Here is an 11,498-nt window from a genome sequence, read left to right on the forward strand (position 1 = left end):
GGCGCGGGCGGCGAGGCCCGGGCCCGGTCAGGTCGCGGACTGCGGCGACGGCGGGGTCACCGGGCTGGCCGGCGTGCTCGCCGTCTGCGCGGTGCCCGCCGTGTCGGCCGTCGGGGCGGTGCTCGCGGTGTTCGCCGTCTGGCTCGTCACGGCGGAGGCCGCCGTCGTGGGCGACGCGGACGTGTTCGCGGAGCCCGCGGTGACCGTCGTGATCGACGTCCCGTTCTGGACGTCCGTCGGGCTCGGGGTGGCCGACGCGGTCGCCGCGGCCGTCGCGGCGTCGGACGTCGTCACCTCGACCGACGGGGAGACGACCGCCTCGTCGGGGGCGTCGAGCGCGCCCTGGGCGGCGGCCATCGTGGCCCCGAGACCGACCGCCCCGAGCGCCCCGGTGACGATCCATGCGCTGCGTGCCTTCATGGTGCTTCTCCTTCGTCCGATGGTGCGCACGACCCCTCGGCCGTGCAGGTCTCGAGCCTCCCGCTCACGCGTGAGAGGCCGAGGAGGTCGTCATGAGAGTGCTCTCAGGAACCGGCAGCAGCCCGTCGGCGACCGCGAGCCAGGCCTCCGCGAGCTCGCGCGAGCCCGCGCCCGGCACGAGGGACAGCACGACGCCCGCGGCCCGGGCACGCAGGCCCACCGGGTCGACGGCGGTCCCGAACACCGCGAGGCACCGCTCGACGAGCCCGCCCACGCCCCCGTACACGGTCGGCGCGAGCGCGGGCAGGACGGCGAGGTGCCCGACCAAGCACGCGAGGTCGTCCACGCGGTGGCCCGGCCCGAGCGTGTCCACGTCGAGCAGCGCGGCCACGCGCGGCCGGGCCGTCGCCCCCGGGACGTCGTCGGCGTCCGCGCCGACGGCGAGCAGGACGTTCGCCTCGTAGAAGTCGCCGTGCGTCGCGACCACGGGGCCCGGGTCGCGCGTCGCGACCGCGTCCCCGACGGCGCGCGCCACGCGCCGCACCCGCTCGGCGTCGAGCCCGTGGACCGCGAGGGCCGACGTCGCGTAGTGCTCGACGCGCTCCGCCCACGCGGGCCGACGGCGCAGCGTCGTCGCGCGCTCCGGCAGCGCGTCGAGCGCACGGAGCAGCTCGTGCGGGTCGATCGCCTCGGGCTGCGCTTCCGGTCCCGACGCCGCGAGGTGCTGCGCGAGCGACGGGCCGCGCGCCTCCTCGAGGACCACGAGGCCGTCGTCGTCCCGGGCGAGGCACCGCGGGGCGCGCACGGCTCCGTCCTGGAGGAGGTCGTGGCGGCGCGCGAGCGCGCGCGCCCGGCCGGGCCGGACGACCTTGACGTAGAGCGTGCGGGAGGGCGTCCGGGCGCGGAGCACCGCGCGCCGCAGCGGCCGGTAGGCGACCATCGTCACCGACTCGACGGCCTCGCCCGGGGCGAGCACGCCCGCGTCGTCCAGGCGGCGCGTGAGCCCGGGTGCGTCGCACGCCGCGGCGAGCGCGGGCAGCGCCGGGTCGGCCGGGTGCCGCCACACGTGCACGACGCGCGGCCCGTCCTCCAGGCGCGCGACGCCCGGCCCGACGGCGTGGGGCGGCAGGGGTGCCGTCGTGGCGAGCAGGTACGCGGTCGCGTCGACGGTCGCGACCGCCCCGCCGGGCCGGGTCGGGAGCGTGCGGCGCGCGACGACGTCGTACCCGACGGTGACCTCCGCGCCGGGGCGCGCGTGCACCTGGTGCACGCGCCACGTGCCGAGCGCGGCGCCGTCGGCCCCGAGCGCCGCGTCGAGGAGGCCGCCCGCGTCGGGACCGGTGAGCAGATCGAGCCAGGCGCGCTGGTCGGGGACGGCGGGGGCGATCGTCATGCGCCCACGGCACCGTGCGCGCGTGGAACGGGGGTGAGAGCGCGATGAGAGTCCTCTCATCGAGTCCGCACCAGGCCGCCCGGCCACCCTTGACCCGCGGGCGGGTCCGTGGGAATGTATCGATGTGTTGATACAAAGTGTCTCCGAGGAGCCGGACGGGGTCGATCTGTTCTTCCCCGCCGCGTACGACCTGTTGTGGAGCGTCGTCGCCCTCGCCGCGCTCGCGGGCGTCGGCGCCCTCGTCGTGCTCGCCGTGCGTGCGCTGACGCGCGAGCCGGCACCCGCCCTGCACGGGCTCGCGGACGGCGACCCGGTGCGGCGCGCCGCCCGACGGCACGCGACGACCGTCAGCGTCGCCGCGGCGACCGCCGCCGCGCTCGTGGGCGCCGTCCTCGTGCAGGCCGTGACGACCGCCGTCGGCGGCCTCGCGGAGGGCGTGCTCGTGGGGCTCTCCCCCGCGCTCGTCGGCCTGGCGTTCCTCGGGGCGCACGCCGTCGGCGAGCGCACCTGGCCGCGCCAGCGCACGGCGGTCCGGGCGGCGACGCTGCGCCCGCGCACGGTGTCCGACGTCGCGCCGCGCGGCCTGCGCCGCCTCACCTGGGCCCTCGGTGCCCTCGTGCTCGTGCTCACCGTCGTCGGCGGCCTCACCGCCGGGGCGGACGGGCGGTCCGTGACGCGCGTGCTGGGCGACGTCACGTCCACAGCCGGCCCCTACCCCGGGTGGTTCTACGGCGCGTGGCTCGCCGCCGGCGGGGTGCTGCTCGTGGCCGGCGCGGAGGGCGTGCTCCGGCTGGTCGCGCGCCGCCCCGCCGTCCCGCGCGTCGAGCCCGGGTGGGACCTCGCGCTGCGCCGCGCGTCCGCGCACCGCGTCCTGCGCGGCACCCAGCTCGCGCTCGGGCTCACCGCGGCCGGCACGCTCGCCTACGGTGCGAACGCCGCCGCCCGGGCGGGCTACCCCGGGGCGGTCGTGCTCGTGGTCGTCGCCGTCGTGATCGCCCTCGTGGCGGTCGCCGTCGGCGTGCGTCCCGCGCCCGACCCCGACGCGGAGGTCGCCGCCCCGGCGTCCGCGGGGCACGGGCGTCGCGATGGGTGAGCTGCGCGTCGAGATCGACCTGCGCACCGGCCTCGCCCCGTACGAGCAGATCCGGAGCCAGGTCGTCGCGCACGTCGCGGCCGGGCGGCTGCGCGTCGGGGACCGCCTCCCCACGATCCGCGCGCTCGCGACGGACCTCGGTCTCGCCCCCGGGACGGTGGCCCGCGCCTACCGGGAGCTCGAGGCGGCCGGGGTCGTCACGACGCGTCGCCGGGCCGGGACCGTCGTGGCCGACGGCGTCTCCCCCACGGACGTCGCCGCGCGCCACGCCGCGCACGAGCTCGTGCGCACCGGCCGCGAGGCCGGGCTGTCGGACGACGCGATCGTCGACGTCCTGCGCGGCGCGCTGCTCGACGCGCACCGCCCGGACCGGGGCGCGCCGCACTGACCACCGGCACCGACCGGCACGGACCACCGGCACGGACCACCGGCACAGACCGTGCGTCACGACCGGGTCACGATCCGCCGAGAACCGGCGCCGTCGTCCGACCGGGCGCGGCGGACGGCGCATGATGGACCATCGCGGCGACGCCGCGGCAGACGAAGGGGGACCAGGTGGAGCAGGGAACCGTCCGCTCGACCGTGACCGCACCCGCGCCCGGCGCGCGACCGACGGCGGCACCGCGCCGCCACGGGCCCGTCCGGCGGGCGGTCGCGCGCGCCGTCGTGCCTGCGCTCGCCGCCGCGCTGGCTCTCGCGGGCTGCCAGGCGGGCCTGCCGGACATGGAGCCCGGGCGGACGCCGTCGGCCTCCGAGAGCCCGGCCTCGCCGGAGCCGACGAGCCCGAGCCCGTCCGCGCCCACCACGACCCCGGAGCCCACCCCCACCGAGACGCCCGAGCCCGAGCCGACGCCCACCGAGACGCCTGAGCCCAGCACCCCGCCGCCCGCCGCCGAGCCCACGCCGGAGCCGACGCCCGAGGCCCCGCCGGAGCCGGTCGAGCTCGCGCGCGGGGCGACCGGCGAGCGGGTGGTCGCCCTCCAGCAGCGCCTCGCCGACCTCGGCTACTTCATCGGCGCGCCCGACGGCGACTTCGGCGGCGGAACGCAGCAGGCCGTGTGGGCCCTGCAGAAGGCGGCGGGCCTCTCGCGCGACGGCGTCGTCGGGCCCGCGACCCAGGCCGCGCTCGACGAGGGTGTCACGCCGCAGCCGCGCAGCGGATCGGGCAAGGTCGTCGAGATCGACCTCGACCGTCAGCTCCTGCTCGCCGTCGAGGACGGTCGCGTCGTCACGGTGGTCAACGCGTCGTCCGGGAACGGCGAGTCGTACGAGGCGAAGGGGCGCACCTACCGCGCGAGCACGCCGCGCGGCACGTTCCAGGTGGGCCGGCAGGTCGACGGGAACCACTCGTCCAGCCTCGAGCTCGGCGACATGTGGCGCCCCAAGTTCTTCACCGGAGGGATCGCGGTGCACGGCTCGGGGTCGATCCCGCCGTGGCCCGCGTCGCACGGGTGCGTCCGCGTCGCGAACTCGGCGATGAACTGGCTCTGGGACACCTGGCGCGCCGACCCCGGCACCACGGTCCTCGTCTACTGAGCCCCGCGCGTCGGGCGGGTCAGAGCGCGACGCCGACGAGCACCGGCTCCGGCACGAGCTCGACGCCGAACGCCTCGACGACGCCGTCGCGCACCGCGCGCGCGAGCTCGACGACGTCCTCCGCGCTCGCCCCGCCGCGGTTCGTCAGCGCGAGCGTGTGCTTCGTCGACAGCCGCGCGAGGCTCGACGGGCCGTGCACGCCGAACCCCTTGGTGAAGCCCGCGTGCTCGATGAGCCACGCGGCCGACGTCTTCACGAGCGTCGGGTCGATCTCGCCGAGGCTCGGGCCGGTGGTCCGGGTCGGCGTCGCCGTGCGGACCGGGTACCGCGGGGCCTCGGCCGGGAGCAGGTCCGCCTGCTCGGCCGGGACGACGGGGTTCGTGAAGAACGACCCGGCGCTCCAACGGTCGTGGTCGGGCCCCGCCGCGGGGTCGACGTCGGGGCCGACGCCGTCGAGCAGCATGCCCTTGCGCGCGCGCAGAGCGAGCACCGCGGCGCGCACGTCCGCGCTCGGCGCGCGGTCCCCGACCTGGACGCCGAGCGTGCGTGCCAGCTCGGGGTACGCGACCGGCGCCGACAACGACCCGAGCCGCGCCTGGAAGCCCACGTCGAGCACGACGTAGCGGGGCGACGGGTACCAGGGGCCGTCGTCGTCGGACCCGGCGCCGGCGTCCACGTGCATGCTGCGCTTGAGCAGCGACGTCCGGTAGCCGAACGCGAGCTCGCCCAGGGCGAGCGTGCGCACCCGCGAGCGCGCGCGGTCCCAGACCCGCACGGTCGAGACCACGCCCGCGACGTCCTGCCCGTACGCGCCGATGTTCTGGACCGGCGCCGCGCCCACGGTGCCCGGGATGCCCGACAGCGCCTCGACCCCGACCCACTCCTCCGCGACCGCGCGCGCCACGAGCTCGTCCCAGTCCTGGCCCGCCGGGGCGTGGAAGCTCGCGCCCCCGCACGAGTCCTCCGCGTCGACGGTGATCCCGCGCCGCAGGTCGCGCACGACGACGCCGCCGAACCCCTCGTCGCCCACGAGCAGGTTGGAGCCTCCGCCGACCACGAGGAGCGGCTCCCCCGCCTCGTCGGCGGCCCGGACGATCTCCAGCAGCTCGGCCTCGCTGTGCGCCTCGACGTACCGGTCCGCCGGCCCGCCCACGCGCAGCGTCGTCAGCTCGGCGAGCGACGGCGTCCCGACGGCCTCGGGACGCAGCCCCGGGGCGGTCCCGACGATCTCGGGCAGGTCACGGTCCACGGGGGCGGCAGGTTCGCAGGTCACCCGTCCAGCGTAGTTCGGGTTCCCCGTCAGTCGGCGCGCCCCGCGCGGTCCGCGCCCTGGGCGGCCTGCTGGCCCGCGGCACCGGCGGCCGTGGGGAGCGGTCGCGTCGCGCCGACGACGAGCAGGCCGACGACGACGGGCACGGCGATCACGAGGAGCGCCCCGCGGTAGCCGACGTGCTCGGCGAGGAAGCCGATGAGCGGCGGCCCCATGAAGAACGCGGAGTACCCGATCGTCGCGACGACGCTCACGCGCACGGCGGCGCGCGCCGGGTCGTCGGACGCGGCGCTCATCCCCACGGGGAACCCGAGCGCCGCACCCATGCCCCACGCGACGACGCCGACGAGCGCGACCCAGAGGTTCGGGGACAGCGTGAACACGAGCAGGCCGAGCAGCGCGAGCGCGGCGCCCAGGCGCAGGACGGCGACGCGGCCGTAGCGGTCGAGCAGGCCCGTCCCGAGCAGGCGCATCCCGGTCATGGCGGTGAGGAACACGGCGAGGCCGACGGCGCCCATGGCGTCGGACGTGCCGAACCCGTCGACGACGGCGAGGCTCACCCAGTCGTTCGCGGCGCCCTCGGTGAGCGCGGCCGCGAGGACGACGAGGCCGATGAGGAGGGTGCGCGGCTCGGTCCACGCGCTGAGGGCCCCGCGCGCGTCCTTGCCCGTCCCGTGCGACGCCCCGCTCCCGGCCGCGGCGGCGGGGTCGGCGCCGGCGGCGTCCTCGACGGCGTCGGCGACCGCGTGGTCCACCTGGCCCGCGGGGAGGAAGAACCGCACGGACCACAGGACGCCGACGAGGCTCAGCACGACGGCGGCCGTGAGGTGCACCTGGACCGGCACGTGGAGCGCGGCCATGAGCGCACCGACGCCGGCGCCGGCCATGGTGCCGAACGAGAACCCGGCGTGGAAGCGCGGCATGATCGCCTTGCCGAGCCGCTGCTCGACGGCGGCGCCCTCGAGGTTCATCGCGGCGTCCCACACGCCGGTGCCGATCCCGGCGAGGAACAGACCGACGCGCACGACGACGTCCTCCCCCGTCGCGACGCCCGTGACCGCGGTGACGAGACCGACGACGTTGGTCACGGCGAAGACCGTCACGGCCTTCGAGGCACCGAGCCGCTGGACGACCATCCCGGACAGCGGCAGCGCGAGCAGCGACCCGACCGCCATGAAGAGCAGCAGGAGGCCCATCTGCGCCTCGGTGAAGCCGAGCGAGTCCCGCACCGCGGGCAGGCGGGAGGCCCACGTCGCGAAGTTGAACCCGTTGAGGAAGAAGACCGCGAAGACGGACCAGGTGGCGAGGGCGACGACGCGGCGGTCGGGGCGGGCGGTGGTCATGCGGAGGTCTCCTCGCGGCGGTGCGACGGGCGGGTGCGGGGGCGGCGGGACGCGGCCCGGTGGGCGGTGGCGGAGGACCCCGCGCGGACGCTGCGCCACGGGCGGCGACGACGGGCGCCGTCGGCCAGGGCGGGGCCGCCCACGGCGTCCGGGGCGTGCGCGCCGGGGGTCAGGACGTCCACCGGACCATCCTGCACCGCGACGGGTGCGGCGTCGTCGGTGCCGAGCGCCGGGCGCGCCGCACGGGCGGCGGCGGTGCCCAGGGGTGCGACCTGGCGCGCGAGGAGGACGCTGAGGACCATCGCGGCGACGATGAGGACGAGCGCGTGGCGCGCGCCCATCGCCTCGGCGGCGAGGCCGAGGAGCGGCGGCGCGGCGAGCGACGCCATCGAGGAGAACGCCGACACGACCGAGACGCGGCTCGCGGCCCGCAGGGGCTCGTCGGACGCCGCGGCGATCCCGACGGGCACCGCGAGCGCGGCGCCGAAGCCCCACAGGACGACCCCGACGGCCGCGAGCGGGAGCGTCGGCGCGAACCCGAACAGCACGAGACCGGCGATCGACGCGACGCCCGACGCGCGGAGCACGGTGACGCGGCCGAACCGGTCGATGAGGCGCGTGCCCGCGAGGCGCATCACGGTCATGGCGGCGACGAACGTGCCGAAGACGACCGCGCCGACGGCCTCGGTCTGGGCGAACCCGTCCACGACGGCGAGGGACAGCCAGTCGTTGGCGGAGCCCTCGGAGAGCGCGGCCGAGAGGATGACGAGCCCGATGAGCAGCGTGCGCGGCTCGCGCCATGCCGACAGCGCGGCGCCGAGCCGGGCACCGCGCCGGGCGAGGCGCGCGCGCAGGCCCGCCGTCTCGACGTCGACGACGGCGTCGCCGAGCGCGTCGACCGGGGCCGGCGCCGCTGTGCCGGGCGCGGGGGTCCGCGTCGGGAGGGTGTCGTGGACCGTGGCGGGGATCGCGGCGAGCCGCCACACGGTGGCCACGACCCCGGTCGCGACGAACTGCACGACGACGGGCACCTCGGCGTGCGCGCACGCCGCGCCGACCAGCGAGCCGACGACGGCGCCGACGGAGAACGCGGCGTGGAACTGGGGCAGGATCGTGCGCCCGACGCGCCGCTCGATGCCCGCGCTCTCCACGTTCATCGGCACGTTGCCGAGCGAGAACGCCATGCCGTTGACGAAGATACCCGCGGCGAGGAGCGCGACCGACCCGGTGGCGGGACCGAGCCCGAGCAGGAGGAACGCGACGCCGAACAGGCCCGCCGAGACGGCGAACGCGACCCGGCCGCCGAACCGCGTGACGAAGGGTCCGGCCGCGGTGACCGTGAGGAGCGCCCCGACGGCGCCCGCGAGGAGCACGACGCCCAGGTCTGCGGGGCCGAGGCCGAGCGCGTCGCGCACGGAGGGGAGGCGCGCGAGCCAGCTCGACATCATGACGCCGTTGAGCGCGAACACCCCGAGGAGCACCCAGCGGGCCCTGGCCAGGGCGCGGGCGTCGGACTCGGGGCCGGACGGGAACTGCGCAGCACCTCCTCGAATCGATTCGATCCGACGGACGAGAGTGCTCTTCGAATCGATTCGAGGCATGGTCACCAGTGTGCGGGTACGCTGGCCGCGCGTCAATCGAGAATCCCGCGCCCGCGGGAGGCAGGGAGCGTGATGAGCGACACCCCCGGGAACCGGGAGCCCGCGGCGCCCGCCGCGCCGGCTCACCGGCCCACGCTCGCCAAGGTCGCCGAGCTCGCGGGGGTCTCCGTCTCGACGGCCTCCCTCGCGTTCTCCGGCGCCGGGCCGATCACCCCGGAGACCCGTGCGCGCGTGCTCGACGCCGCGAAGGAGCTCGGGTACACCGGACCGAACCCGCTGGGCCGCCAGCTCCGCTCCGGCCGGTCGGGCGTCGTCGGGGTCGTCGTCGGCGACCAGCTCCGCCGCGCGTTCCGCGACCCGGTCGCCGTCCAGGTGCTCGACGGCCTCGTCTCGACCCTGGGCGAGAACGGCCTCGGCGTGCTTCTCATCCCCGGCATCCCGTCCGACGACCCCGCACGCGCCGTCGACCCGCTCGTCGAGAGCGCGGCCATGGACGTCGCGGTGCTCGTGTGGGGCGTCGGCACGGACGACGCGACGCTCGCCGCGCTCCAGCGGCGCGGCGTGCCCGTCGTCGTCGGCGAGGGCCGCCCCGTCGAGGGCGCCCCGCTCGTCCTCATCCACGACCGCGCGGGCACCGCGGACGCCGTGCGGCACCTGGTCGAGCTCGGGCACACGCGCATCGCCGAGGTCTCGCTCCCCCTCGACACGTCCGACCGCAGCGGACCGCTCGACGCCGCGCGGCTCGCGCAGGTGGACCGCACCCCGACGGCCAACCGCCTCGCGGGCGTGCGCGACGTCGTCGAGCCGGTCGCGAGCTGGGAGACCGAGGCCTCGCTCGTCGAGCACGGCCGGTCCGCCACGCTCGCCCTGCTCGGCCGCACCGCGGCCGACGGGACGACCGAGCCGGCCGACCCCGCGACCCGGCCGACCGCCGTCATCGCCCACTCCGACCTCCTTGCGGCGGGCGCGCTGCTCGCCGCGCGCGAGCTCGGGCTGCGCGTGCCCGACGACGTCTCGGTCGCGGGGTTCGACGGGCTCGACCTCCCGTGGCTGGCCCCCGACGTGCTGACGAGCGTGCACCAGCCGCTCGCGCGCAAGGGCGCCGAGCTCGGGCTGGCCGTCATCCGTCAGCTCGCAGGCGAGGCGCCCACCACGGTCGAGCTCGACGTCGAGCTCGTGGTGGGGACGACGACGGGCGCCGCCCCCACCACCTGAGCCCGCGCGTCAGCCCAGCCGGCCCGGCTGGAGCGGGTTCGCGCGCGCCGCGGCGAGCAGGTACCACGACGTCGCGCCGACGTGCTGGACCTGGAAGTACCCGAACCCGAACCCCGAGTCGAGCAGGCTCGACGCCGCGACGACGCCCGCGCGCTCGGGCAGCGGCGCGCCCCCGATCGTCTGACCGGCGCCGACGCCCTCCTGCACGCCCTGGACCTCGCGCAGCAGGCCCTCGGCGCGGACCCGGTCGTCGTCCCGCTCGCAGCCCCGGCGTCCCCGCCGCCGGTCGTGACGACTCCCCCGCCCGCGTGCCCCGCGGTCCGCGAGCGCCGACGCGAGCTGCGCCGTCCCCTCCAGCCACACGCCCTGCGGGTGCACCGGCAGGTCGTTGTACGAGGCCGTCGACGTGAGGCTCGCGCTCGAGAACGTCACGCCCTCGACGACCGTGCCCGCCGGGAGCTGCGACACCCCCTCGCCCGCGACGTCGCGCGCGGCCAGCGCGTCGTCCGCCCAGTCCAGGGCACGGGCGTAGCGCCGCTCGCGCAGCGCGAGCCACCCCCACGTCTGCGGGTCGAGCGGGAGCGGGTCCCGGTTGATCTCGGTGCCGTCGTTCGTGCCGGTGTAGAGGTAGCCGCCGTCGGGCTCCCACATGCGGGCGACGAACGCGCGCGCGTGCTCGGCGGCACGGCTCCAGCGCCGGTCGCGCGTCACGGACCCGAGCTGGCGGAAGAACGCGACGCAGTCGACGTTGTGCTCGGTCGAGCCGTTGGGTATCGGGGCGTTGCCGCCGTCCACGCCGAACGAGAACCCGCCGAGGGGTGCCTGCGACCACGTGTTCGCGACGATCCACTCGCCGATCCGCCGGGCGGCGTCGAGGTAGCGTCGCTCGCGCGTCACGGCGTGCAGGTGCAGCAGGGCGATGCCCGGCCAGGCCATGTCCCCGACCGCCGTCCCGAGGAAGCCGAACTGCCACCCGACGTTCGCCGTCCCGTCGGGGAGCACGAGCCCGTGCTCCTGCGGCGTGCCGTCGTAGAACGTGTAGGGCCCGACGTTGTACGCCTGCCGGAGCCGGCCGTCGTCGTGGTCGGGGTCGTGCTCGAGCGCGAAGACGAGCCCGTCGCCGAGCGCCCGCGCGCGGTCGAGGTGGCGTCGCCCCGCGGTGAGCGTCGCGAGGATCGCGAGGGCGTTGTCGTAGACGAACGCGGTGGAGAACAGCCCGAGCTGGTCGGCGTAGGACTGCGCGAGCCGCGGGCCGGGGTTCACCTCCGGGTAGGCGTCGGTCGCCGCGGCGAGGAAGCCGTGCGCGCGCTGGACCGACGCCGCGCGGCCCCGCGCCGGGACGCCGGCCGTCCGCCCGACGGCGCCCGTCGCCGCAGGCAGGGTCGCACCCGAGCGGGCCGCCGCCGGGGTCGCGGTCAGCCCCGCGAGCGCGAGCGCGCCGCCGAGGGCGAGGACGGTGCGTCGGTCGACGCCGCGAGCGGGACCGGGGTCGTGCGCGGTGAGGTCGGGCCGTCCAGAGCGGCCGTCGAGCTGGGTCATGAGCGTCTCCTTCGACGTCGTGAGTGGCGCGACCCACCATAGTGGGAGCGCTCTCACGGCGAAAGGGGTGTGCCGAGGCGAGACGTAT

At 77.2% G+C, this 11,498-nt stretch carries 10 protein-coding genes; 4 read left to right on the top strand and 6 right to left on the bottom strand.

Annotated features, from left to right (window positions below; all coding sequences use genetic code 11):
* Window positions 1–27: 27 nt before the first annotated feature.
* Entirely contained in the window at window positions 28–420 is a 393-nt protein-coding gene (locus tag ACPCUX_RS02785) for a hypothetical protein (RefSeq protein ID WP_415298040.1), read from the bottom strand.
* 64 nt (window positions 421–484) lie between these two features.
* Window positions 485–1,813: an aminoglycoside phosphotransferase family protein gene (locus ACPCUX_RS02790; RefSeq protein WP_423388118.1), complete on the bottom strand. Its 1,329-nt coding sequence runs from the start codon at window positions 1,811–1,813 to the stop codon at window positions 485–487.
* 124 nt (window positions 1,814–1,937) lie between these two features.
* Between ACPCUX_RS02790 and ACPCUX_RS02795 the strand changes: the two genes are divergently transcribed.
* The 3 genes from ACPCUX_RS02795 (at window position 1,938) to ACPCUX_RS02805 (ending at window position 4,442) form a co-directional block, all read left to right on the top strand.
* Window positions 1,938–2,906, top strand: coding sequence for a hypothetical protein (locus ACPCUX_RS02795; protein ID WP_423388119.1), 969 nt, complete (start codon window positions 1,938–1,940; stop codon window positions 2,904–2,906).
* On the top strand, window positions 2,899–3,294 hold the full coding sequence (locus ACPCUX_RS02800; protein WP_085388410.1) for a GntR family transcriptional regulator: 396 nt from the start codon (window positions 2,899–2,901) through the stop codon (window positions 3,292–3,294). Before ACPCUX_RS02795 ends, ACPCUX_RS02800 begins: the two co-directional genes overlap by 8 nt.
* Window positions 3,295–3,461: 167 nt before the next feature.
* Window positions 3,462–4,442, top strand: a complete 981-nt coding sequence (locus ACPCUX_RS02805; RefSeq protein WP_423388120.1) for a L,D-transpeptidase family protein — start codon at window positions 3,462–3,464, stop codon at window positions 4,440–4,442.
* Window positions 4,443–4,461: 19 nt separating this feature from the next.
* Here the strand turns inward: ACPCUX_RS02805 and ACPCUX_RS02810 are convergent, their stop codons facing one another.
* The 3 genes from ACPCUX_RS02810 to ACPCUX_RS02820 form a co-directional block, all read right to left on the bottom strand.
* Window positions 4,462–5,679, bottom strand: coding sequence for a UDP-N-acetylmuramate dehydrogenase (locus ACPCUX_RS02810; protein WP_051028616.1), 1,218 nt, complete (start codon window positions 5,677–5,679; stop codon window positions 4,462–4,464).
* Between the two features lie 62 nt (window positions 5,680–5,741).
* On the bottom strand, window positions 5,742–7,055 hold the full coding sequence (locus tag ACPCUX_RS02815; protein WP_114553849.1) for an MFS transporter: 1,314 nt from the start codon (window positions 7,053–7,055) through the stop codon (window positions 5,742–5,744).
* Window positions 7,052–8,656: an MFS transporter gene (locus tag ACPCUX_RS02820; protein WP_137280093.1), complete on the bottom strand. Its 1,605-nt coding sequence runs from the start codon at window positions 8,654–8,656 to the stop codon at window positions 7,052–7,054. Before ACPCUX_RS02820 ends, ACPCUX_RS02815 begins: the two co-directional genes overlap by 4 nt.
* A 72-nt stretch (window positions 8,657–8,728) precedes the next feature.
* Here ACPCUX_RS02820 and ACPCUX_RS02825 point away from each other — a divergent pair, with 72 nt between their 5' ends.
* Complete coding sequence (locus ACPCUX_RS02825) at window positions 8,729–9,871, top strand: LacI family DNA-binding transcriptional regulator (RefSeq protein WP_085388412.1); 1,143 nt, start codon at window positions 8,729–8,731, stop codon at window positions 9,869–9,871.
* Window positions 9,872–9,880: 9 nt separating this feature from the next.
* Here ACPCUX_RS02825 and ACPCUX_RS02830 read toward each other — a convergent pair whose 3' ends face one another.
* A complete protein-coding gene (locus ACPCUX_RS02830) occupies window positions 9,881–11,410 on the bottom strand; it encodes a Tat pathway signal sequence domain protein (protein WP_423388121.1) in 1,530 nt (509 codons plus the stop codon).
* Window positions 11,411–11,498: the final 88 nt, after the last annotated feature.

Source organism: Cellulosimicrobium sp. AB352, assembly GCF_049538415.1.
Lineage (GTDB): Bacteria > Actinomycetota > Actinomycetes > Actinomycetales > Cellulomonadaceae > Cellulosimicrobium > Cellulosimicrobium funkei.

Bases quoted from the DNA above. Each gene is read 5' to 3' on its own strand.
- ACPCUX_RS02785 (WP_415298040.1), bottom strand. From the start codon at position 420: ATGAAGGCACGCAGCGCATGGATCGTCACCGGGGCGCTCGGGGCGGTC.
- ACPCUX_RS02825 (WP_085388412.1), top strand. From the start codon at position 8,729: ATGAGCGACACCCCCGGGAACCGGGAGCCCGCGGCGCCCGCCGCGCCG.
- ACPCUX_RS02830 (WP_423388121.1), bottom strand. From the start codon at position 11,410: ATGACCCAGCTCGACGGCCGCTCTGGACGGCCCGACCTCACCGCGCAC.
- ACPCUX_RS02820 (WP_137280093.1), bottom strand. From the start codon at position 8,656: ATGCCTCGAATCGATTCGAAGAGCACTCTCGTCCGTCGGATCGAATCG.
- ACPCUX_RS02815 (WP_114553849.1), bottom strand. From the start codon at position 7,055: ATGACCACCGCCCGCCCCGACCGCCGCGTCGTCGCCCTCGCCACCTGG.
- ACPCUX_RS02790 (WP_423388118.1), bottom strand. From the start codon at position 1,813: ATGACGATCGCCCCCGCCGTCCCCGACCAGCGCGCCTGGCTCGATCTG.
- ACPCUX_RS02800 (WP_085388410.1), top strand. From the start codon at position 2,899: ATGGGTGAGCTGCGCGTCGAGATCGACCTGCGCACCGGCCTCGCCCCG.